Raw genomic sequence first — 20,424 nt, 5'->3', positions numbered from 1 at the left:
CTCACGTGCTCACTTGACGGCCCCGGCCGTCAGACCGGCCACGATCTGCCGTTGCGCAAACACGGTCAAGATCAGCACCGGCAAGGTGACGATCAGCGCGGCTGCCGCGAGCGGCCCCCAACTGACCTGTTCGAAAGACAGCATATTGTAGACGGCGACGGGAAGCGTGCGCGTCTCGCGACTGGCGAGCACGATGCCGAAGACGAAATTGTTCCAGGAAAAGATCACCGACAGGATGAAGGCGACGACGATGCCGGGCCTCGCGATCGGCAGGGCAACCAGTCGGAAAACCTGCCAGGGCGTAGCGCCGTCGATGCTTGCAGCCTCCTCCAGCTCCATCGGCGTCGTCTCGAAATAGCCGATCATGATCCATACGACGATCGGCACGGTGACGACGAGATGGATGATGATCTGCGGCATCAGCGTACCGAGCAGGTTCAGCCATTGGAACAGCAGGAACAGCGGAATGAGGAAGGACAGGCCCGGCGTCATGCGGGCGATCATGATGATCATCGCCGACTTCTCCGCCTTCAGGCGCGCGATGCCATATCCGGCCGGCACGCCGATCACGAGCGCCAGAAGCGTGGCGGCGCCCGTCACCAGCAGTGAATTCCAGAGATAGAGAAAGAAATTGTTCTCCTCGAAGACCTTCACATAGTTCGACCAGGCGAAGCGCTCGGGGATGAAGATCGGCGGATAGGCGCCATTGTCGATCTCATATTTCAGCGACAGCGAGATCATCCAGAGGAAGAACAGGACGACCGGCGAGATCATCACCAGCGCAGCGAACAGCAGTCCGATGCGATCGAGCGTCTTGCGCTTCATCAGCGTGCCTCCCCGTCGGACCAGTTCACGCGCTGCCGGATCATCATCAGGACGAACGAGAGCAGCACGATGAGGATGAAGAAGACGACCGCCATGGCTGAGCCATAGCCGATATCGTAGTAGGCGAAGGCGGTGTTGTAGAGATAGATGTTGATCGTTTCCGATGCCGTGCCGGGGCCGCCCTGGGTCATGGCATAAATAATGTCGAAGCTCTTCACCGCATCGATGCTGCGGATGATCACGGCGATCATCAGGAAGGGCGCAATCATCGGCAGTGTTAGATAGCGGAATTTCTGCCAGACATTGGCGCCGTCGATCTCAGCGCTCTCGTAAGGTTCGCGCGGAACCGCCGCCAGGCCGCCGAGCACGATCAGCATGACGAGCGGCGTCCACTGCCAGCTTTCGACCAGCACCAGCGAGGGAATGACGCTGTGCTGATTGTAGATCCACTCCTGCGGGCCGATGCCGACGAAGGAGAGGAGATAGTTGAGCACGCCGAGCTGCGGATGGTACATCATGGTCCAGACGAGCGCGATGGCGACGGGGGTCGCCATCATCGGCATCACGAATATGCCTCGTATGAGGCCGCGCAGCGGGAATTGGGCATCGAAGATCAGCGCGGCGAGCGTCCCCAGAAAAAGGGGAAGCAGCACGGAGAGCGCCGTATAAAGCACCGTATGCCACAGCGACTCCCAGAAGCGCATGTCAGTGGTGAGCCTGATATAATTGTCCAACCCCGCAAAGACCTGCGACTGGCCGAGCGTCCAGCTGTTGACACTCATCCACACCGTAAACACCCATGGAAAGACGATGACGGCTGATATGACGATGAGCGCTGGGATGACGAAGGGCCAGTAGTTGGGAGCAAACCGATCCGGTTTGCTCCTTCCTTTCGACGCCTTGGCCATGGCGGCCGTTTCGATCCCTGCCGAAGCCATTATCCCTCGCTTTTCGCCAGGACGGGTTCGAACTGCGCCGTTGCCGCCTTCAGTTCGGTTTCAGGATCGGCGCCGCCGATCATGTTGGTGAGGCCGACGCCATAGATGTCGCGGAACTCGGTGACCGGAATGATGACCGGCAGGGCGAGCTGCGAAATCTTGCCGGAGCCGGCAACGGCATCCAGCCATGTGCCGGGCATCTTTACGCCTTCGCGGACCTTCGCATCCTCGAGCACGGACTGGCGGAACGGAACGCCGGCGCCGGCTTGCAGCAGGCGCGCGCCCATGTCGTGCGAAATCGCCCATTGGCAAAACAGGTAGGCGGCTTCCTTCTTCTGGCTTGCCGCGACGACACCAAGGCCGTCGCCGAAGGTGCCGGCGGCCTGCGCCTTCGGTCCTTTCGGCATGACGCCGTAACCGACCTGGCCGACGACGCGCGACTTTTCCGGATTTTCGATCGGCGGGGCGAAACCGACACCATCCAGCCACATGCCGATCTTGCCCTGCAGGAAGGCCGACTGCGCCTCGGCCCAGTTGAAACCGGAAACGCCGGGAGGAGCGGTCTTGGTCATCAGCCTCTGATAAAGCTTGGCCGCGTCGATCGCTTCCTGCGATGTCGTGCGCAGCTTGCCGTCCGGGCCGAGCGGGCTTGAGCCATAGCCAAGCAGCAACGTCGTCCAGACCGGCGTGTTGGCGTTCTTCAGGCCGCGGGCGACGAAGCCATAGGTGTTGGTCGAGGGATCGGTCAACGCTTCTGCGGCGCTTGCCAGTTCTTCGAAGCTCGTGGGGTAGGCAAGCCCCTTCTTCTCGAACAACGCCTTGTTCCAGTAGATGATCCAGTAATCGACCGAGAAAGGCAGCGAACGCAGAACGCCATCGGCATCCTTGGCGAAGGCGAGACCTGCTTCGGCGAAATCGCTTTCCACCAAGGAGGGGTCAGTCAGCGAGGCGTCCTTGAGAAAGCCGCTGATGTCGGCAAGCCAGCCGCCTTTCTCGAACTGCCGCTTCTGGACGTGGTAGCTGAGGTGCACAACGTCGAAGCTCGGTTTTCCGGAGCTCAGCTCGATGGTTGTCTTCTGGCGCTGCTGCTGTTCAGGCGTTGCTTCGGCATTGACCTTGATGCCGGTGAGCTCCTCGAACTCGGACAGATACTTGGTCAGGATTTCGCTGCGCGGGCTCTTGACCAGATTGACTTCGAGCGTGGTGCCGGCGAAGCGCTTCCAGTCGACCGCAGCCGCTGCCGGCCGCATGCCGAGCACGCTGCTGGCCCCAAGAGCGGCCGTGCCGGCCAGAAAGCCGCGCCGCGTCGGGTTGAAGAATGATGGCATGTAATCCTCCTCCTTTTGCCGGCGATCTCCTCATCTCCGGCTGTTCATTCTCGATTATATCCCGAGCGCACGATCCCTTGCATGATTGATGTGTGCGACAAGGCTGTTGACGGCGTCCTCCGCCGAACGTCGTTCGATCGCCTCGAGCACCTTCAGATGCTCGCCCATGACGGGTCCGACGTGACCGTCGATGCGAAAGCGGTCCTGGCTGATCAGGCGCATCTTGATCGAGTTCACGCGGTAGGCATTCGAAATGATAGTATTGCCAAGGGCGTCAATAAAGGCATCATGCATGCCCCAGTCGACAGCCTGCGCGCGCAGCTCCAATTCGTGCGATCCGTCGCCGCTGCGGATGGCGTCGGCGATATCCCGATGCTGTTTCACGAGCTTTGCGATCGTCTCGTCCGACGCGGACCAGGTGAAGAGGGCCACGGCTTCCTTCTCCAGGAACACGCGCAGCTGGAAGGCCTCGCGGATGAGATTGAGATCAATGTGAGCGATCTGCAAACCCCGCTGCGGCACGGTCTTGATCAGCCCTTCGGCTTCAAGCCTGGGGATGAGCTCCCGGATGGCGCCAAGCGGCAGTCCCGTCAGTTCCACGAGGCGGCGCTGGGAAACGAACTGGCCAGGGCGCACGTCACGTGCAAGAAGATGACGCGTAAAGCTCGCATACGCCTTTTCCCGCAGTGTCGGCTGCTCCTCGGTTCCGTCCATCGCCTTCTCCAGAAACATGCCCGACCTATGCGGCTTTCGAGCGGAAAAGATTATCGAATGCCAGAGCGAGTTGCGCCCGCGCTTCACCGGATATCGAAGTAAGCGGCGGACGGACCGCGATCCATGTCTCCTCCGACGTCGTGCGCGCGACCATCGCCTTCACGGCCGGAACGACAGGATGTTTCAGCAATTCAAGGACGAAATCGGCGACGCGGCTATCGTCCTTACCCTCTTCGGCCATCGGCTTGAGTTCGTGGGGCACGAAATTCGCCATGCCCGATATAGCACCCTGGCCGCCGAGCCGCACGGCCCTTGCGAGGTGCCGCTCGTCGCCGACCAGGATGATGAGATCACTATGGGCTTCCAAAAGCGCTTCCGTGTACGGCCAGTCGCCGGAGGAATCCTTGACGCCCGTGACGATATGGGGAAAGGCGGTCCGCAGCCGGCCTATCAGCGACACGCTCAGCGGCACCATGGTGAGCGAGGGAAGATTGTAGACGATGATATCCCGCGCCGTGTCGCCCAGAAGAGCGAACACGTTGGAAAACCATTGAAAGACGCCGTCGTCACTGACGTTCTTGAAATAGGACGGCGGGGCAAGAAGGATGTTGCGGGCGCCCCTGGACAGAGCCTGAGCGGCCTGCATCGCCGCATCCTCTGCGGCATCGACCAGCACGCCGACGATAATGTTGCCAGGCGCAATACCGGCATCGAGAAAGGCGGCCAGCACGCGTTCCCGTTCGCCGTTCCCGACGGAGGAGCCCTCGCCCGTCGTCCCGAACAGCGTCACGCTGGAGCATCCGGCCGCAAGGCTGCGTCGCGCCTGCGCGATCATCGCCTCGATCGCAATATTGCCATCGCTGTCGAACGGCGTGGCGAGAGCGACGGAAAGCCCGAATCTTGATGTCAACTTCATTCCTCCCAGCTAACGGGTCAGAAGTAGCAGGCTGACATGTTAGTTGTAAAGGGGTGATTGTTCGGTCGCGCCTTTTAGCAGATTCTTCTCGACGACCGAGGTTTCCAAACGTTCCGCGGCCGGCCCGATTTACGAGACTACTCCTTCACCGCGCCCGTCATCGAGGACACGTAATAATCGACGAAGAAGGAATACAGGATCACGACAGGCAGCGAGCCGAACAGCGCACCCGCCATCAGCGATCCCCATTCGAAGACGTCGCCGCGGACCAGTTCGGTCAGGACGCCGACCGGAATAGTCTTGTTCTCCGAGGACTGGATGAATGTCAGCGCGTAGATGAATTCGTTCCAGGACAGCGTGAAGGCGAAGATGCCGGCGGAGATCAGGCCCGGCACCGCAAGCGGCAGGATGATCTTGACCAGGATCTGCCATCGGTTGGCGCCGTCGACCAGCGCGCTCTCCTCCAGTTCGAACGGGATCGAGCGGAAATAGCCCATCAGCAGCCAGGTGCAGAAGGGAATGAGGAAGGTCGGATAGGTGAAGATCAGCGCCAGGCGCGAGTCGTAGATCCCAAGCTTGAAGACGATGAAGGCGAGCGGGATGAAGAGGATCGAGGGCGGAATGAGATAGGCGAGAAAGATGACGAGGCCGATCTGCCGTGCGCCGGTGAAGCGCACGCGCTCGATCGCATAGGCGCCGAACACCGAGGCGACCAGCGACAGCGCCGTCGACCCCGCCGCCACCAGCATCGTGTTCCACAGCCAGCCGGGATAGGACGTCTCGAGGAACAGGTATTTGATGTGGTCGAGCGTCGGGCCGACCACCCAGAAGGGGCTGTAGTTGTTGTAATCCGTCAGCTGCTCGTTCGGTTTTACGGCGGTGATCGCCATCCAGTAGAAGGGAAAGAGCAGCACGAAGACGAAGACCGCCATCGGCAGGTAGAGCATCACCACCCGCCGCGGCAGGCGGTTCAGATAGCTCATGCCCTCGGCATTGTCGGTCAGGCCCTCATCGGCCGTTTTGAGATTGGTCGACATCTTTTTCCCCTTAATCCTGGCCGCCCTGCTGCCATTTGCGGCGTTGCAGGCCGAAGAAGCTGAACATGATGGCGCCGAGCAGGAAGGGTATCATGGCGACCGCGATGGCCGCCCCCTCGCCGAGCTGCCCGCCCGGAATGCCGCGCTGGAAGGAGAGTGTCGCCATCAGATGCGTGGCGTTGACAGGCCCCCCCTTGGTCAGCACGTAGATCAGCTGGAAATCCGTGAAGGTGAAGAGCACCGAGAAAGTCATGACGACGGCGATGATCGGTGTCAGCATCGGCAGCGTCACATAGCGGAAGCGCTGCCAGCTCGTCGCGCCGTCGAGCGAGGCCGCCTCCTGCAGCGAGGCCGGAATGGTTTGCAGGCCTGCGAGCAGCGAGATCGCCACGAAGGGGATGCCGCGCCAGACATTGGCTACGATGACCGATATCCGTGCATTCGTGGGATCACCGAGGAAGTTGATTGGCGCGCTGATCAGCCCGAGCTTCATCAGCGACCACGAGATGATCGAGAACTGGGAATCGTAGATCCACCAGAAGGCCAGCGCCGAAAGCACCGTCGGCACCACCCAGGGCAACAGCACGATCGCGCGAAAGAAGGATTTGAACGGAAGGTGCTGGTTCAGGAGCAGTGCCAGCCAGAGGCCGAGCGCAAATTTCAGAGCCGAGGCGATGACCGTGTAAAGGATGGTGTTGAAGACCGACAACCAGAAAACCGCGTCATCGGCCAGGAATTCATAGTTCTCCAGGCCGATGAAAATGCCGTCCCGGCCGATCCGCGTGTCGGTAAAACCAAGCCAGACGCCGAGCCCCAGGGGATAGGTGAGAAAGCAAACAAGGAACACGGCAGCCGGCAGCATGAAGAGGAAGCCGAGCACGTTGTTGTTCTGCATCAGCGAGGGGCCGCGCTTATCCCCTGAGTTCAAGGTCGACATTGCTTGTCTCCAGATTGCATTCAGTCCTTGAGGAGCTCGCGGCATGCCGGATATCAGGCATGCCGCATGTCCCGGCTCCGGATCAGACGCGGTAGTAGCGGTTTGCCCGGCGCTCGGCTTCCTTCATCGCGTCCTCGGGCGACTTCTGGCCGGTGACGGCGGCGGCATACATGTCGACCAGCACGTAGTCGGCCATGGTAGCCGCCGAGGCGTAACCGAGCGGGCCGGCATAGCCGTTCGGGCGCAGCCTTTCCGAGGCGCGCGCATAGGGCGCGTGAACCGGATCGGCGGTCCAGACCGGGTTCTTGGCGAAGGCCTTGAGTGGCTGGCAGCAATAGGCGCTGGAGCCCTGGATCCAGGCGTTCATCTGGTCGGCTTCCATCATGAACTTGATGTAGGCCTTGGCCGCTTCCGGATATTTGCTGTGCTTGAAGAGCAGCAGCGAGCTCGTCTGGAAAAGCTCGACGCTCTTGCCGACCGGTCCGATCGGGAAGTTCGTCGTGCGGATGTCCTTGGCGATCTCGGCGAGCTTCGGGTCGTTCTTGGCCGTGTAATAGACCGAGACGCCGTTGGCGATCAGCGATACCTGGCCGGCGAGGAAGGCGCGGTTGTTGTTGACATCGAGCCAGCTTTCCGTGCCCGGAATGAAGGTCGCATAGAGCTCCTTAGCGTAGTTGATCGAGGCGAGCGTCTCCGGGCTGTTGATCGTCACCGCGCCGCTTTCGTCGACCATTTTGCCGCCATGGCTCCAGAGCAGCCAATGGGCATAGTTGTTGCCGTCGCCGACCGCCTTGCCATGCGGGAAGCCGGCGGGCGTGCCCTTTGCCTTCATCGCCTTGCAAAGCTCGAGGAAGCCTGCGGTATCGTTCGGGAATTCGTTGAAGCCGGCCGCCTTCACGTGGCTGTCGCGATAGACAACGGCATTGCCGATCGTCGTCAGCGGCATGGCGATGAACTTGTCGTCACGGGTGGCATAGCCCTTCAGGCCGTCGTACCAGCCCTCGTACTTGTTACCGAGATAGTTGCCGAGTTCTGTGAGATCGACCAGCTTCTCCGGATATTGATGCGCGTCGTCGAACCAGCACATGATGAGATCCGGACCGGAGCCGACATTGGCCGCAACGGCGGCCTTCGGGCGAATGTCCTCCCAGCTCTCCTTGTCGATGCGCACTTCCACGCCGGTGGCTTCGGTGAACTTCTTGGTATTGGCGACCCAGGCATCTTCATCGCCCTTCACGAAAGGCGTCCAGCGCAGCAGCCGCAGGCTGGCGCCGCTTTCCGGCGTATAGGTCGGTTCGGCCTGGGCAAAGGACGGCTTGATGCCGAGGCCGGCGACACCGGCAACGGCTGCCGATGCAGCAAGAAATTCACGTCTCTTGATCGTCATGAGATTCCTCCTCATTGAAACAGCGGGAGCAAGTCTCCGGCATTCACCTCCCGCTTGGTGAACGGCGGCCTGGCATCCGCGATTGGGCTTGCGCCCGTGGGCAACTCGCGCCTCGAATGCTTGCGTTCGGGCGGAACGGGAGACTCCTCCTCTGCCGTAATCCGCCTAGTGGCGTCAGTCGGTCAATCTCCTGCCGCCTTCGGCGTCGAAGAGATGGACATGTTTGGCGTCGATCGTGACGCGAATGGCTTCGCCCGGGCGGGCATCGACACGTTCGCGGAAGACGCAGCTGACCTCGCTGCCGCCGAGGCGGACCGTCAGATGCGTCTCATAGCCGGTCGGCTCGATCACCACGATCTCGGCCGGCAGGCCGTTGGGATCGAGTGAAATATATTCGGGGCGCAACCCATAGACGAGATCGCGGCCGATGGCGTTCGCCGGCGGATTGGCCACAGGCAGCCGCGTGCCGTTGGCGGCGACGAACTGGCTGGGGTTTTCCGGATCGAGCCTGCCATGGATCATGTTCATCGCCGGCGAGCCGATAAAGCCGCCGACGAAGAGATTGGCGGGGCGATCGTAAAGCTCGAGCGGGCTGCCGATCTGCTCGACGACGCCGTCATGCATGACGACGATCTTGTCGGCCATCGTCATCGCCTCGATCTGGTCATGAGTGACGTAGACGGTCGTCGTTTTCAGGCGCTGGTGCAGTTCCTTGATCTCGGCGCGCATGGCGACGCGCAGTTTCGCATCGAGGTTGGAGAGCGGCTCGTCGAACAGAAAGACTTCGGGGTCACGCACGATGGCCCGGCCCATGGCGACGCGCTGGCGCTGGCCGCCGGAAAGCTGGCGCGGATAACGATCGAGCAACTTGTCGAGGCCGAGGATGCCGGCGGCATATTTCACCCGCTTTTCGGCTTCCGCCTTCGGCGCCTTGTTGAGCATGAGCGAGAAGCCCATGTTCTGCTCCACCGTCATATGCGGGTAGAGCGCATAATTCTGGAAGACCATGGCAATGTCGCGGTCTTTGGGCGGAAGTGTATTGACGACCCGCCCGCCGATCTTGATCTCGCCACCGGAAATGTTCTCGAGGCCTGCGAGCATCCGGAGAAGCGTGGACTTGCCACAGCCCGAGGGCCCGACGAGGATGACAAATTCGCCGTCGGCGATATCGATGTCCACCCCCTTGATGACGGGATGCGCGCCGAACGATTTCCGGACATCCGCGAACTGAACGTTTGCCATACTCCCTCCTCCCAGATCATGAGCACTGCATAATGCATATATGTCGCTTCGGCCGCGACAGCAGGCCTTACCCCCGCCCGACGAAGGGCATTTTCGTCGCCATCACGGTCATGGTCAGCACGTTGGCGCTGAGCGGCAGGCCGGCCATGTAGACGACCGCGTCGGCAATATAGGCCGGGTCGATCGTCGCCTCTGCGGCGATGCTGCCGTTCGCCTGCAGCACGCCCGCCGCAATCGTCGTCGTCATGTCGCTGGCGGCATTGCCGATATCGATCTGGCCGCAGGCGATGTCGAATTCGCGCCCGTCGAGGGCGGTGGATTTCGTCAGCCCCGTTATGGCGTGCTTGGTCGCCGTATAGGGCGCCGAATTGGGACGCGGTGTGGTAGCCGAGACGGAGCCGTTGTTGATGATGCGGCCGCCGCGCGGGCTTTGGCTCTTCATCAGCCGGAAGGCCTGCTGGGTGCAGAGGAAGGCGCCGGTGAGATTGGCGGCGACGATGGCGTTCCACTGCTCGAAGGACACCTCCTCGAGCGGCACGCCGGGCACGGTGACGCCGGCATTGTTGACCAATAGGTCGAGCCGTCCGTATCTCTGCGAAATCGCATCGAAGAGAGCCCGCACCGAAGCGGGATTGCCGACATCGGCGGGAACCGCGAAAAACTCGCCCCCCGTTTGGCTGCCTAGCTCGTTCGCCGCCTTTTCAAGCACATCGGCCCGCCGCCCTGAAATCACGACCCTGTACCCGGCAGCGCCGAGGCCTCGTGAGATGGCACGCCCGACGCCGGTGCCACCGCCAGTGACAAGCGCGATCCTTGCTTCTCCGCTCGCCGATACGCTCACACAATCCTCCCGCCGAGTTCATCCTCGATATGCACCTGCAGAATTTCGTCGAAGCTCGTTTCCGCCGTAAAGCCGAGCGAAGAGGCTCTCATCGCATCGAACTGGGTCGGCCAGCCGGCGACGATGCGTTCGATCACCGGATCGGGCACTCGTTTGATGAGGGCGACCGCCTTGTCGCCGGCCACCCGGCGCAGCGCGTCGATCTCTTCGGAAACCAGCGCGGAAAGGCCCGGCATGGTCAGGTTGCGACGGGCGCCTATCCTCGCCGTATCGATCGTCGCGGCATGGACGAAGAAGCCGACGGCCGCCCGCGGACTGGCAAACCAGTGCCGCACGCTGTCGCTGACCGGCAATATGGCTTCCTTGCCGACGAGCGGCTCGCGCAGAATGTTGGAGAAGAAACCGGAGGCCGCCTTGTTGGGCGCACCGGGGCGCACACAGATGGTCGGCAGCCGTATGCCGATGCCGTCGAAGATGCCGCGGCGAGAATAGTCGGCAAGCAGCAGTTCGGCGATCGCCTTCTGGGTGCCGTAGCTCGTTAGCGGCGTGGTGAAGAACTCGTCCGGGATGACCTCCGGGAACGGCGTGCCGAAGACGGCGATCGAGGATGCAAAGACAACGCGCGGTACATAGGCGCTTTTCAGGCCGAGCTGGCGGATCGCGTCGAACAGGGCGCGCGTGCCGTCGAGATTGACGGCGTAACCCTTGTCGAAATCAGCCTCCGCCTCACCGGACACGATGGCGGCCAGGTGAAAGATCAAGTCCGGACGGCTTTCGATCAGCCTATCGGCCGCACCGGCAGCGGCAAGGTCGACCGTCTGCGTCGTGGCGACGGGCCGAAGCGTTTCCGGCACCGGCGGCTGAAAGGCATCCACCAGCGTCAGGCGAGTGACGGGCCGGCCGAAAGCGAGCGGCTCGCGCCCAATCTTCTCGACCAGCTTGCGGCCGACCATGCCGGCTGCTCCCAAGATCATCACATGCATTTCGGCTCTTCCTCCCGCCGGCCGCTCTCTTCGGTCAAGATCGCGCTGCTCGTCTTGTTGTCCTTGTGGTCACTCCCCGGCCGGCGCGCGACGCGATCTGAACCGGTCCGATTGGCATATGCCCGATCGAATTCAGATAGGTTTGCAACCTGCGGGTCAAGTCACCTTTCCTGATCCACAGATCTTCGCTTTCGAACATCAATCAGAAGTCAGCACCCCAGAAACTCTGCCTGTCCATCTATCGATTCCGATTCGATGACCGTGGCCTTTCCCGTCTCCGCATGGCTTCTCTACTGTTTCCGATGAGTGTTATCGATACCGGTATCGGTAACAACGCCCATTTTTAGCATTGATGTCAAGTAGCGAGCGTTTCCCTTTTTTTGGAAAAGAGCCTATGAGTCTGACGTGCCCGCTGGCGAGGCAGTTCGACGATGGGGTCGGTGCGATGCGTAAATCCACTTTAGAAGAGGTTGCCGCTGCGGCAGGCGTCAGCAAGATGACCGCATCGCGCGCCCTTCGCGGGGCCGCCGATGTTTCCAAGGAGACGCGCGAAAAAGTGCTCCAGCAGGCCGAGCGGCTAAACTATCTCGGCAACCGGTTGGCGCTCTCGCTGTCGTCGCAGCGCACCAACCTCGTCGCTGTCGTGGTCCCCAGCATGTCCAACATCGTCTTTCCCGAAATGTTGGCGGGGATTTCTGCCGGGCTGCGCGGATCCGGAATGCAGGCAGTCTTCGGCATCTCCGACTATGATATGGCGAAGGAACGCGAGATCATTCGCGACATGCTCTCCTGGAGGCCTGCCGCCATTATCGTCACAGGTCTCGATCAGCCCGCAGAAACTGTCAGAATGCTGCAGAATGCAGCCATCCCCGTCATTCAGCTCATGGACCTAGACGGCACGCCGATCGATTTCAACGTCGGCCTTTCGCATGGCAAGGCTGGAGAAGAGATGGCAAAAGCGCTGTTGGCCGCCGGCCGACGGCGGTTCGGCTATATCGGCAGCGCGATCGACAGGGATTTGCGCGCCGGCAAGCGAAAAGCCGGCTTCGAGAAGGTGCTGCGCGAGAGCGGCCTCTCTTTCGTGGATGAGCGGTTCAACGCCGCCTATTCCTCGGTGGCGCACGGCAAGCGGCTATCGCTGTCGATGCTTGCGGCGACCAGGGACCTCGACTGCATCTATTATTCCAACGATGACATGGCGACGGGCGGCGCCTTTGCCTGTCTGGAGCTCGGCATTTCCAGCCCCGCGGAGATCCTGATCGCCGGATTCAATGGGCTCGATGTCGCCAGCGCCCTCCCCTTCAGGATCGCAACCTCGATTTCACCACGGCGTCAGATGGGCGAAGTCGCCGCCGCGCTTCTGCTCGCTGCGAGTAGCGGTGAAGGAAACGAAATATCCGAAAAAATTATTGCCTTCACTCCGGAGATAACCGGCGTGGATTGAGGTCTGAATGCCTCGTGCTCGGCTCCAGCCCGCTGGCCGCGTCGGGTTGGCGATTCGCAGCCTCCGTGTGCGCAAAAGCTCCAGGCGGTTGAGCGCTCCTTCTTCCCGTCGAAGCCGAATGTGGCAGAGACTTGCAGTCACCGGCCTCGACCGAGCTGTGTGGCGAGATCGGCAAGCATTGCAACCTGGCCTTTGAGAATCTTGATTTCAGCTTCTGCGGCGGGGAACCACCCGGCGCGGTCGACCTCGGGGAAATTCTGGATGCGGCCCGATCGCGGCGGCCATTCGATCTGAAACTCTGAACTCCGCACCGTCTCGACATCAAGCGCGGCGTCCGCCTCCACTGACCAGACGACCACCACCTTTCCGCCGGGTTGGCGATATTCTCCGAGCGGGGCGAAGCTTCCTTTGATTTCGACGCCGAGCTCTTCCTGCGCCTCCCGGATTGCTGCCGACAGTTCGTCTTCGCCGGCTTCGATCAATCCTTTCGGGATCGACCAGGCGCCCTCGTCCTTCTTCGCCCAGAAGGGGCCGCCGGGATGGACGAGCAGGACCTCCGGCCCGGTCTCGCAAAGGCGGTAGATGAGAAGCCCGGCGCTACGGACCGGCATCGGCAACTCCCTCAATGATCATGGTCTTTCCTCGATGACAACTTTCCGCGCGGTGGCGCGTTAGAGGTGACAGCCACACGGACGCGCGGAGAATATCATGCCCAAAGGATTTCGTTTCGACCTGCTTGCCAAGAGCGGCTATGTGGCGCGAGGTGCCGTGTTTCTCCTTGTGGCGGGCCTGGCCCTTTTCTCCGGCGTCGCCGGGGGGAAGCCGGAAACGAAGTCGGCACTTTCGACGCTTCTCGGACAGCCCCTCGGGCGCATCTGGGTTGGGCTCATCGGCATCGGACTTCTCGGTTTCGTCGCCTGGCGACTGGCGCAGTCGCTGGCGGATAGCGACGGCCACGGCCGCGACACCAAGGCCATCGCCATCCGCACGGTTTTCTTCGGCAGCGCCGTCGTCTATCTCGGGCTTGCCGGATACGCACTGGGTCACGCACTCTTTAGCGGCGGCGGAAGTGAGGGGTCGGGTGAGAAGGGATTGGCAGAATGGATCATGTCGCAGCCGTTAGGCGCCTATCTAGCCATGGCCGTCGGTCTCGGCTTCATCATCGGCGGGTTCGTGACGGCAGCCAAGGGCATCACCAGGAAATTCGAGCGCTATCTCAGACTCGCCGATGCCAGCGGCGTGGTGACCATGGTCTGCGTCTACGGCCTGGTTGCCCGCGGCGTGGTCTTCGCGATCACCGGAATCTTCTTCGCCTATGCAGGTTTTCGCGTTGACCCCGAGCAGGCAGGCAGCATGGCGGACGCGCTCGAATGGGTGAGACGGCTTCCCTTCGGCGCGATTCTCTATATCGCCGTCGCGGTCGGACTGGCGGCCTTCGGGATCTATAACCTCGTCGAAGCGCGCTATCGCGTCGTGCACAGCCCGTCCCTTGACGACGTGAAACATTCGATTCCCACGCCTGGCCATTAGCCAAACACGTCGGCTTCCCAAGCGGGCGGACTGCGCCATCTCTGTCAGATGATCTATTTTACCGGCGATACCCACTTTGCAGATCCCCGCGTCCTTCGCATCGACCGACGCCCCTTTCCCGACATGGCGTCCCACGACGTGACCCTGATCCGGAACTGGAACGAGATCGTTGATGCGCAGGACGACATCTGGCATCTCGGCGATTTCATGTCGTTCCGCGGTGGCGACTGCGACCAGCTCCTTTCGATGCTGAACGGGCGGAAGCACCTCATCATCGGAAATAATGATCCGTCAACGACGACCGAGGCGACAGGCTGGGCAAGCGTTCAGCACTACAGCGAGATGACGCTGGACGATCATCTGCTGATCCTGTGCCATTACCCATTCCGCACCTGGAACAAGATGGGTAGGAAGTCGATCAATCTGCACGGACATTCCCATGGCCGCCTCAAGCCCCTGCCCCGCCAGTACGATGTCGGCGTCGATGCGCAGAGACTCAGGCCGGTGTCGCTGCAAACCCTGTTGTCAACGAAGCCGGAGTCATGATGCCGCTGAAAAGCGCTAAGCGACAGAACGAAATGACGGCCTGGTTCTCTTCGCTGGCTCCGGTCCAGCCGATCGAGATGCTCGGCCTGTGGCGAGGTGCGGGCATCCCATCGGATCACCCGCTCGACGGCGTTCTCGAGAACCTCGGCTGGTTCGGCAAGCGCTTTCACGCTGACATGCGCGCCGACGCCCTCCTCTTCCAGTGGCGGTCGGATCGGCTGGTGGCGATCGACCCCGGCATTTTCCCGATCAGCCTGGCCATCAAGGCGGCGCCGTTCGGCCGCACTCGGATCGCTCGGAACTGGTTCTCTTATCTGCAGAAGGCGCTCCGGGCGCGGGGTACAACCGCGTCGCTGAGGCTTCAGACCGTCGATAACCTCACCACAGCCGCTATGATCTACGACAGGCAGCCAATCGCCGACTATTTCCGCAGGACGGGAGGCGACGAGGTCGCTGGCATGATGTGCGTCGATGACGATGCCCGTCGTTATTTCTTCAAGCTCCGGAAGATCGACGCCGCATCGCGGCGACACAGCGAATGAGGCGCGGGCAATGGTTGCACGAGTGCCGCGGCGGGGAACAATCTGCTCCGCTCATGTGTTAAGCCATGCAACTCCGGGGGATTTCATGCGTGCTGCTCTGATCGCGACTTTGCTCTCGCTCTCCTGCTTGCCGGCCGAGTCAACGGCGTCGGAGGCAGGATTTCTCCAGTCTTTGGCCGGTGAGTGGAGCGGAACCGGAATGGTGCTCACCAAGATAGGCGGCGCGAATCTGAAGGTCTCCTGCACCCTGCGATCTGATGCGGGTGCATCTGCCGTCTCGATGAATGGGACGTGTCGCGGCCTTGCCGTTTTCACCAGGACCTTCTCGGCGACCGTAAATGCCGCCGGAGAGCGTTATACCGGCAAGTACGTGGGACCATCGGGGCTGCCGTCGAAGCTTGCAGGGAGCAGGAAAGGCGCCGCCCTCAACCTGCGTGTGACCTGGGCGCGGCTGGTCAACGGCGATCGAGATGCAATTTTAACGATCGAGAAGGTCGGGCAGAACAGGCTTCGACTGCAGACCGTCGACAAAGACCCTGCTTCCGGCCAACCGGTCGTAACCAGCCGCATCGATTTGCAGCGGCCTTCCATGGCAGAACGATAGCCGGTCGGGCCGCTGCACTCAGCGGAGCGACGGCTCGTTTCAGTGCCTTTTGACGTGACGGTCGCCGCGGTCGCCTTCTCCGGGCTTCGCATCATTTTTTGCCCTGCGCCGCTTGTCTGCCGAGAGCGAGCGGCTGACGTCCGCTGACTCGGTGAAGCGACCCTGATCGTCGCGGCGGACGTAGCGCTTGTCGGTGCCTGTGTCGATGAGTTCGCGTTTGGACATGGTGGTCTCCTGCTGTTGAAGCAGGCAAAACGCGCGAGATTCCAAAAGGATGCATTATCGCGCGTCATTTCCAGTCGAGCAGCCTATGCCGGGGCCGAAGTCCTACGCGGCCATGCTGACGAGCGCATTGGTAAGCTGCCGGATATCGTAGGGCTTGGAGAAGAAGACGACGCGCTCGGGCAAAGCGCCCGCGTCCGGCTGCTTCATGCCGGAGACGATGATGATTTCGACGGGCGGCCAGCGGTCACGGACAGCCTTTGCGAGCATCAAGCCATCCATGCTGCCCGGCATGTCGATATCTGTAAACAGGATCCGGATGCCGGGCACTCTTTCGAAGAGCATGATCGCCTCGTCGGCATTGCGTGCCTCAAGCGCTTCAAAGCCTGCCTCCTCGACGATGGCGACCGCCGTCATCAGCAGCAGAGCCTCGTCCTCGACCACGACAACCTTGGTTTTCATCTCTAGCTCGTATGCTTTACGTCCGGCTCAGAGGGTCAACTTCGCCTTTGGCAACCGGTTCCCCGATCGAAAATATTACTTCGAAGATGAGGCCTTCGGTGCGGTAGTCCACGCGGAATCGCGCCTGCGCCTTCGACGGGAAGGCACGTTCGATGAGCACCGAGCCGAAGCCCTTTTTCGTCGGCGTCGAGACCGGCGGTCCACCGGCTTCCGTCCACAGAAGGAGGACACGTCCATCGTCGTGTTTCCATTCGATGGTGACTGTTCCATTTTCGCTGCCGAGGCTTCCATACTTGGTTGCGTTGGTCGCCAGCTCATGAATCACGAGCGAGAGCGGCAGGGCGGTGTCCGCCGGAAGAACGACGTCCGGCCCATCGAGACGAATGCGATCGGCTTGCGAGGCGACATGCGCCCGCAGCGCTGCGGAGAGGATATCCCGAATGGGTGAAGCCAACCCCTCCCGAGACAGGATGAGGTCATAGGTACCGGCGAGGGCTGCGAGCCTCTCGGCAAAGGAACTGTATCTCTCCGGATCGGACCGCGAGAAGGTTTGTCTGGCAATCGCCTGCACGAGCGTGAAGCCATTCTTGACGCGATGCGCCAGCTCGCCGACGAGCAGGCTCCGCTCCTCCTCCGCCTTCTGATTTTGGCGCCTGCGCTCTTCGAGTTCGTCGAGCAGCCGATCGAAGGTTGCGCCGACGAGCCCCAGCTCGTCCGGTCCCTTCATGCCGGTCCGCGCTGTCGTCTGACCGCTGCGCCAACTTTCCATCACATCTGCGATCCTGGAGATCGGCATCAGGATGAAGCGGTTGCCGATAAAGATCGCGGCGACGAAGGCGAAAAGCGCACCGCCGATGATGGCGAGCGTATTCATCAGCGTCGCCCGATCGATCGGCGCGAAGACCTCCGTTTTCGAAAAGCCGGCGCTGACATAGAGGGGACTGGAAGGCAAGGCTATCGGGCGGTAACCGAGGATGCGCGCTGTTCCGTCCTGGCTGGTGATCTCGATTACATCAGGCTGTTCGGCGTGGATCAGCCGCTGGTATTCCTCGGGCAAGATCGTACCGACGAACTGATCGGGAGAGGGGACGTGCGCGACGATGGTTCCCTTGCCATCGGCGATGGTCACCTCATTGCCGGGAGCAACCCCGCGCTCGGTGATGCGGTTCTGCAGCCAGTCAAGCCGGATTCCGCTGACGATGATGGCCTTGATGGTATCGCCTTCCATCAGGGGTATCGCGAGCGGCAGCACCGGGCGGTCGGAAAGGCGGCTCTGCGTATAGGTACCGACGGAAAAGTCTTTGGTCTCCAAAGTCTGCTGGAAATAATCGCGGTCGGAAAAGACCACGCCCTTCGGGAAAGCCATGCTTCCGCAGATCGGCCGCCCATCGAGCCCGGCGACGAAGATGGTGCGGATGTTGGGAATGTTTTCGGCAACCGATTTCAGCGCGTCGTTGCAAGCCTGGACGTCGAGGTGCCTGACGGACGGCATCGAGGACACGGAGACGAGAAGGGCGTGCAGGCCCTCTATGATCCGTTCGACTTCCGACGAGGCTTGCCTCGCCGCCTGTGCAGCCGAGGTGCGCACCTCCTCGTTGCGCTGGTGGCGGAGCGCGACTTCGTTGTAGAAGAGCATTGCAACCACCGGCGCCAGCGCCGCGACCGCAACTGCAACCAGTTTGAGTCTCATACTGTCCCCTCTCGGAAAAGGGTTGGTAGCATGATCGAGACGATCCGGCCCAGACCGCGCGCGCAATCTTGTTTACAAAATATCAACATACGAATCCCGATGCGGTTGCGTAAGCCTTGCCGAGCGCTGCATCGCGGCTAGTTAAATCAAAGATGAGAGATGCCAAAAGCACTTCCTCTGAAACCTCTCCAGCCGGGTCTGTGCCGCCACGGCCGTTGACTGGCGCAATGGCGGATGAGGTCGAACGTCTTTTATCGGGCCGAACCCGCGATATCCGCCTGACGGGCGAGCTGCGCCGCCGTTTTGACGAAAGGTTATGGCGGCAGACGGCGAAGGTCATCCGTTCCTGGATGATTTGGGTCGCATTTGTCGATGTCCTGACGCTGGCGCTGAACGCCGCCCTGCTTCCGAGACAGGTCGTGCTGTCGATGATTGCTCCCGCCTGCCTTTTGCCGCCGGCGGCAATTTTGACGGCTGTCGTTTGGAATAAGCCGCGCCCGGCGGCCGTTCAGCGGGCGTCGCTGCTTCTAGGAATGTTCCTTATTCTCCTCTCGGTCGGGCTTGTCGGCGTTTTTGCCGGCGGCGAATTTTACGAGCGGCATCTGAGCATCATGTTGTTCGTCGCGACGAGCGCAATCACCATTTTCAGCGTGCCGCTGGCCTGGACGATCGCAATCGCCTGTTATGCCCTTTGTCTCTACCTCATCCTTCAATGGCACAACCCGCTCTTGGAAGCGGGCAGTGTCGTCGCCGCGACCCTGTTCTTCTCCTGTGGGATCATCGCGACGGTGGTCGCCAGGCGAACGATGAACATCCTGGCGCAAAAGACATTTCTTTTGGACTGCAGGGATCAGCGCCGTGTCGCGGAGCTTGCCGACGCGAACGCCCGATTGGAGCGGCTGGCCAGAACCGACCCGCTCACCGGGATCGCCAACCGCCGTTGGATGATGGAAACGCTCGAGAGTCTCTGGCGCCACGGCCGTGAAACCGGCATCGTCGCCATGCTGATGTGCGACATCGACCACTTCAAGGGGCTGAACGACAAGCTCGGACATGGCGAAGGCGATCGCTGCCTCGTCAAGGTTGCCGGCATCATCCAGAGCTGCGTGCGCGCCGATCGCGATCTCGTCTCGCGACATGGCGGCGAGGAGTTTCTCGTCGTTCTTCCTGATGTCGATGAAGAAGAGGCCGTCGCGGTCGCCAGGCGAATACGCGAGAGCGTGGAAGCAGCCGCCCTGCCGAACCCGGCCTCCAGCGTGGGCCCCTCGGTGACGCTGAGCGTCGGCGTGGCGTTCAAGTCTAGGGCCGACACCGGTGTTTCACTGGCAAATCTCCAGCACGAAGCCGACATGGCGCTTTATCGCGCCAAGGAAGCCGGACGCAACCAGGTCTCGGTCTTTCGTCGTCCGCCTGTCGCCACCGGGCAGACCGCCGCGCGACGCCAGGGGTAGTGGATCGGCAGATCGATCAGAGCTCCTTCTCCCGAACGATCATCCCGCCCGGAGTCAAGATAATTGGCGAGCGGGAAGGTCGGCTCTATGGCCTTTCGGGTGATTGAGGTCATCGGATCACCAGCATCAATATCATCGCGACGGCCGAGATGAAGCCGGTGACGCTCAGACCGAACGTCAGATATTCGGCTGCCTTTTGCCCGTGATGGCCAAGTTCCACGTTTCCAAGTACGGCGGCGAAGCCTCCGGCTAACCAACTCGCCAACGTCAATATGCCGAGGAGAAGCGCCCAATGAGTTGCTGTGTCCATCGTCTTGCTCCCGTTCCGGCTACTTTCCTGCGCGTCCCTATCAGTAACAACAAAGGCGCCGTTTTGTTTCCGTGCGGTATCCCGCTCCTCTTTGCGAACCTTATCGCCGATTCAGGACATCGGTCGCATCGGAAAAACATCGCTTGCTTCCAACGACCAGCAATTACCGTTTCCTCAGGTCAATATTAGGCGCATGATCTGCCGCGGGAGGAAAGGAGGTCCACATGGACCGGACAATGGTGGAGAAACATTTGCAGCAGGCGCGTGAGCATGTCGCTACGGGAGAACTGCACCTGGCTCGGCAGCGTGAGATCCTGGCCGAGCTGATCGACCGTGGCGCCGACGTCACGGAAGCGAAGCGGCTTCTGATGAATTTCGAAGAGTCTCAGATCATGCATGTTGCTCACCTTGACAGGCTCAAGGCCGAGCTTCTTGCGTTGGCAAGAGAGACATGAGGCAAGCGGAGCCCGACCTT

At 61.3% G+C, this 20,424-nt stretch carries 23 protein-coding genes; 7 read left to right on the top strand and 16 right to left on the bottom strand.

Features of this window, described 5'->3' with window-relative positions; translation table 11 throughout:
- Positions 1–9: 9 nt before the first annotated feature.
- From RHE_RS26930 to denD, 11 genes are all read right to left on the bottom strand, one after another.
- Positions 10–825: a carbohydrate ABC transporter permease gene (locus RHE_RS26930; RefSeq protein ID WP_042119961.1), complete on the bottom strand. Its 816-nt coding sequence runs from the start codon at positions 823–825 to the stop codon at positions 10–12.
- Positions 825–1,763 (bottom strand): carbohydrate ABC transporter permease, encoded by a 939-nt coding sequence (locus RHE_RS26925; protein ID WP_011428407.1) that lies wholly within the window; start codon positions 1,761–1,763, stop codon positions 825–827. Before RHE_RS26925 ends, RHE_RS26930 begins: the two co-directional genes overlap by 1 nt.
- Positions 1,763–3,091 (bottom strand): ABC transporter substrate-binding protein, encoded by a 1,329-nt coding sequence (locus RHE_RS26920; RefSeq protein ID WP_011428406.1) that lies wholly within the window; start codon positions 3,089–3,091, stop codon positions 1,763–1,765. The genes RHE_RS26925 and RHE_RS26920 overlap by 1 nt, the downstream gene beginning before the upstream one ends.
- Positions 3,092–3,145: 54 nt before the next feature.
- Positions 3,146–3,823, bottom strand: a complete 678-nt coding sequence (locus tag RHE_RS26915; RefSeq protein WP_187331743.1) for a GntR family transcriptional regulator — start codon at positions 3,821–3,823, stop codon at positions 3,146–3,148.
- A gap of 7 nt (positions 3,824–3,830) precedes the next feature.
- Entirely contained in the window at positions 3,831–4,715 is an 885-nt protein-coding gene (locus RHE_RS26910) for a dihydrodipicolinate synthase family protein (protein WP_042120045.1), read from the bottom strand.
- Positions 4,716–4,858: 143 nt separating this feature from the next.
- Positions 4,859–5,758 (bottom strand): carbohydrate ABC transporter permease, encoded by a 900-nt coding sequence (locus RHE_RS26905; RefSeq protein WP_011428403.1) that lies wholly within the window; start codon positions 5,756–5,758, stop codon positions 4,859–4,861.
- Positions 5,759–5,768: 10 nt separating this feature from the next.
- Positions 5,769–6,695, bottom strand: a complete 927-nt coding sequence (locus RHE_RS26900; protein WP_011428402.1) for a carbohydrate ABC transporter permease — start codon at positions 6,693–6,695, stop codon at positions 5,769–5,771.
- A gap of 82 nt (positions 6,696–6,777) precedes the next feature.
- Positions 6,778–8,082, bottom strand: a complete 1,305-nt coding sequence (locus RHE_RS26895; protein ID WP_011428401.1) for an ABC transporter substrate-binding protein — start codon at positions 8,080–8,082, stop codon at positions 6,778–6,780.
- A 174-nt stretch (positions 8,083–8,256) separates the two neighbouring features.
- Complete coding sequence (locus tag RHE_RS26890; protein WP_011428400.1) at positions 8,257–9,324, bottom strand: ABC transporter ATP-binding protein; 1,068 nt, start codon at positions 9,322–9,324, stop codon at positions 8,257–8,259.
- A gap of 67 nt (positions 9,325–9,391) precedes the next feature.
- Positions 9,392–10,165 carry an SDR family oxidoreductase gene (locus tag RHE_RS26885; protein WP_011428399.1) on the bottom strand — a complete coding sequence of 258 codons (774 nt, stop codon included), beginning with the start codon at positions 10,163–10,165 and terminating at the stop codon, positions 9,392–9,394.
- Positions 10,162–11,148: a D-erythronate dehydrogenase gene (gene denD / locus RHE_RS26880; protein ID WP_042119960.1), complete on the bottom strand. Its 987-nt coding sequence runs from the start codon at positions 11,146–11,148 to the stop codon at positions 10,162–10,164. Before denD ends, RHE_RS26885 begins: the two co-directional genes overlap by 4 nt.
- 445 nt (positions 11,149–11,593) lie before the next feature.
- On the opposite strand from denD, the gene RHE_RS26875 reads away from it, so the two are divergent.
- Positions 11,594–12,592, top strand: a complete 999-nt coding sequence (locus tag RHE_RS26875) for a LacI family DNA-binding transcriptional regulator (protein ID WP_073990435.1) — start codon at positions 11,594–11,596, stop codon at positions 12,590–12,592.
- 137 nt (positions 12,593–12,729) lie between these two features.
- On the opposite strand, the gene RHE_RS26870 is transcribed toward RHE_RS26875, so the two are convergent.
- Positions 12,730–13,203, bottom strand: a complete 474-nt coding sequence (locus tag RHE_RS26870) for an NUDIX domain-containing protein (RefSeq protein ID WP_011428396.1) — start codon at positions 13,201–13,203, stop codon at positions 12,730–12,732.
- A 97-nt stretch (positions 13,204–13,300) separates the two neighbouring features.
- On the opposite strand from RHE_RS26870, the gene RHE_RS26865 reads away from it, so the two are divergent.
- The 4 genes from RHE_RS26865 (at position 13,301) to RHE_RS26850 (ending at position 15,814) form a co-directional block, all read left to right on the top strand.
- Positions 13,301–14,122, top strand: a complete 822-nt coding sequence (locus RHE_RS26865; RefSeq protein WP_011428395.1) for a DUF1206 domain-containing protein — start codon at positions 13,301–13,303, stop codon at positions 14,120–14,122.
- 48 nt (positions 14,123–14,170) lie between these two features.
- The gene (locus RHE_RS26860; protein ID WP_011428394.1) at positions 14,171–14,668 is read left to right on the top strand and encodes a metallophosphoesterase family protein; all 498 of its coding nucleotides are present in this window, start codon (positions 14,171–14,173) and stop codon (positions 14,666–14,668) included.
- Positions 14,668–15,210, top strand: coding sequence for a GXWXG domain-containing protein (locus tag RHE_RS26855; RefSeq protein ID WP_011428393.1), 543 nt, complete (start codon positions 14,668–14,670; stop codon positions 15,208–15,210). The genes RHE_RS26860 and RHE_RS26855 overlap by 1 nt, the downstream gene beginning before the upstream one ends.
- 85 nt (positions 15,211–15,295) lie before the next feature.
- A complete protein-coding gene (locus RHE_RS26850) occupies positions 15,296–15,814 on the top strand; it encodes a hypothetical protein (RefSeq protein WP_042119959.1) in 519 nt (172 codons plus the stop codon).
- Positions 15,815–15,853: 39 nt separating this feature from the next.
- On the opposite strand, the gene RHE_RS26845 is transcribed toward RHE_RS26850, so the two are convergent.
- The 3 genes from RHE_RS26845 to RHE_RS26835 form a co-directional block, all read right to left on the bottom strand.
- Positions 15,854–16,039: a hypothetical protein gene (locus RHE_RS26845; protein WP_011428391.1), complete on the bottom strand. Its 186-nt coding sequence runs from the start codon at positions 16,037–16,039 to the stop codon at positions 15,854–15,856.
- Between the two features lie 102 nt (positions 16,040–16,141).
- Positions 16,142–16,498 (bottom strand): response regulator, encoded by a 357-nt coding sequence (locus RHE_RS26840; protein WP_011428390.1) that lies wholly within the window; start codon positions 16,496–16,498, stop codon positions 16,142–16,144.
- A gap of 16 nt (positions 16,499–16,514) precedes the next feature.
- Complete coding sequence (locus RHE_RS26835; protein ID WP_011428389.1) at positions 16,515–18,188, bottom strand: sensor histidine kinase; 1,674 nt, start codon at positions 18,186–18,188, stop codon at positions 16,515–16,517.
- Positions 18,189–18,340: 152 nt separating this feature from the next.
- Between RHE_RS26835 and RHE_RS26830 the strand changes: the two genes are divergently transcribed.
- Positions 18,341–19,639: a GGDEF domain-containing protein gene (locus tag RHE_RS26830; protein WP_042119957.1), complete on the top strand. Its 1,299-nt coding sequence runs from the start codon at positions 18,341–18,343 to the stop codon at positions 19,637–19,639.
- A gap of 109 nt (positions 19,640–19,748) precedes the next feature.
- On the opposite strand, the gene RHE_RS26825 is transcribed toward RHE_RS26830, so the two are convergent.
- The gene (locus RHE_RS26825; protein WP_042119956.1) at positions 19,749–19,949 is read right to left on the bottom strand and encodes a hypothetical protein; all 201 of its coding nucleotides are present in this window, start codon (positions 19,947–19,949) and stop codon (positions 19,749–19,751) included.
- A gap of 224 nt (positions 19,950–20,173) precedes the next feature.
- On the opposite strand from RHE_RS26825, the gene RHE_RS26820 reads away from it, so the two are divergent.
- Positions 20,174–20,404, top strand: a complete 231-nt coding sequence (locus tag RHE_RS26820) for a hypothetical protein (RefSeq protein ID WP_020919132.1) — start codon at positions 20,174–20,176, stop codon at positions 20,402–20,404.
- Positions 20,405–20,424 lie beyond the last annotated feature (20 nt).

The sequence above is a fragment of the Rhizobium etli CFN 42 genome, from assembly GCF_000092045.1.
In the GTDB taxonomy this organism is placed as follows: Bacteria; Pseudomonadota; Alphaproteobacteria; order Rhizobiales; family Rhizobiaceae; genus Rhizobium; species Rhizobium etli.
Note: the sequence above shows the minus strand (reverse complement) of the source record. Positions and strands in the feature narration are given on the sequence as shown.

Coding starts and splice junctions, on each gene's coding strand:
- RHE_RS26930 (WP_042119961.1), bottom strand. CDS start 825: ATGAAGCGCAAGACGCTCGATCGCATCGGACTGCTGTTCGCTGCGCTG.
- RHE_RS26925 (WP_011428407.1), bottom strand. CDS start 1,763: ATGGCTTCGGCAGGGATCGAAACGGCCGCCATGGCCAAGGCGTCGAAA.
- RHE_RS26920 (WP_011428406.1), bottom strand. CDS start 3,091: ATGCCATCATTCTTCAACCCGACGCGGCGCGGCTTTCTGGCCGGCACG.
- RHE_RS26915 (WP_187331743.1), bottom strand. CDS start 3,823: ATGTTTCTGGAGAAGGCGATGGACGGAACCGAGGAGCAGCCGACACTG.
- RHE_RS26905 (WP_011428403.1), bottom strand. CDS start 5,758: ATGTCGACCAATCTCAAAACGGCCGATGAGGGCCTGACCGACAATGCC.
- RHE_RS26900 (WP_011428402.1), bottom strand. CDS start 6,695: ATGTCGACCTTGAACTCAGGGGATAAGCGCGGCCCCTCGCTGATGCAG.
- RHE_RS26895 (WP_011428401.1), bottom strand. CDS start 8,082: ATGACGATCAAGAGACGTGAATTTCTTGCTGCATCGGCAGCCGTTGCC.
- RHE_RS26890 (WP_011428400.1), bottom strand. CDS start 9,324: ATGGCAAACGTTCAGTTCGCGGATGTCCGGAAATCGTTCGGCGCGCAT.
- denD (WP_042119960.1), bottom strand. CDS start 11,148: ATGCATGTGATGATCTTGGGAGCAGCCGGCATGGTCGGCCGCAAGCTG.
- RHE_RS26875 (WP_073990435.1), top strand. CDS start 11,594: ATGCGTAAATCCACTTTAGAAGAGGTTGCCGCTGCGGCAGGCGTCAGC.
- RHE_RS26870 (WP_011428396.1), bottom strand. CDS start 13,203: ATGCCGGTCCGTAGCGCCGGGCTTCTCATCTACCGCCTTTGCGAGACC.
- RHE_RS26865 (WP_011428395.1), top strand. CDS start 13,301: ATGCCCAAAGGATTTCGTTTCGACCTGCTTGCCAAGAGCGGCTATGTG.
- RHE_RS26860 (WP_011428394.1), top strand. CDS start 14,171: ATGATCTATTTTACCGGCGATACCCACTTTGCAGATCCCCGCGTCCTT.
- RHE_RS26855 (WP_011428393.1), top strand. CDS start 14,668: ATGCCGCTGAAAAGCGCTAAGCGACAGAACGAAATGACGGCCTGGTTC.
- RHE_RS26850 (WP_042119959.1), top strand. CDS start 15,296: ATGCGTGCTGCTCTGATCGCGACTTTGCTCTCGCTCTCCTGCTTGCCG.
- RHE_RS26845 (WP_011428391.1), bottom strand. CDS start 16,039: ATGTCCAAACGCGAACTCATCGACACAGGCACCGACAAGCGCTACGTC.
- RHE_RS26840 (WP_011428390.1), bottom strand. CDS start 16,498: ATGAAAACCAAGGTTGTCGTGGTCGAGGACGAGGCTCTGCTGCTGATG.
- RHE_RS26835 (WP_011428389.1), bottom strand. CDS start 18,188: ATGAGACTCAAACTGGTTGCAGTTGCGGTCGCGGCGCTGGCGCCGGTG.
- RHE_RS26830 (WP_042119957.1), top strand. CDS start 18,341: ATGAGAGATGCCAAAAGCACTTCCTCTGAAACCTCTCCAGCCGGGTCT.
- RHE_RS26825 (WP_042119956.1), bottom strand. CDS start 19,949: ATGGACACAGCAACTCATTGGGCGCTTCTCCTCGGCATATTGACGTTG.
- RHE_RS26820 (WP_020919132.1), top strand. CDS start 20,174: ATGGACCGGACAATGGTGGAGAAACATTTGCAGCAGGCGCGTGAGCAT.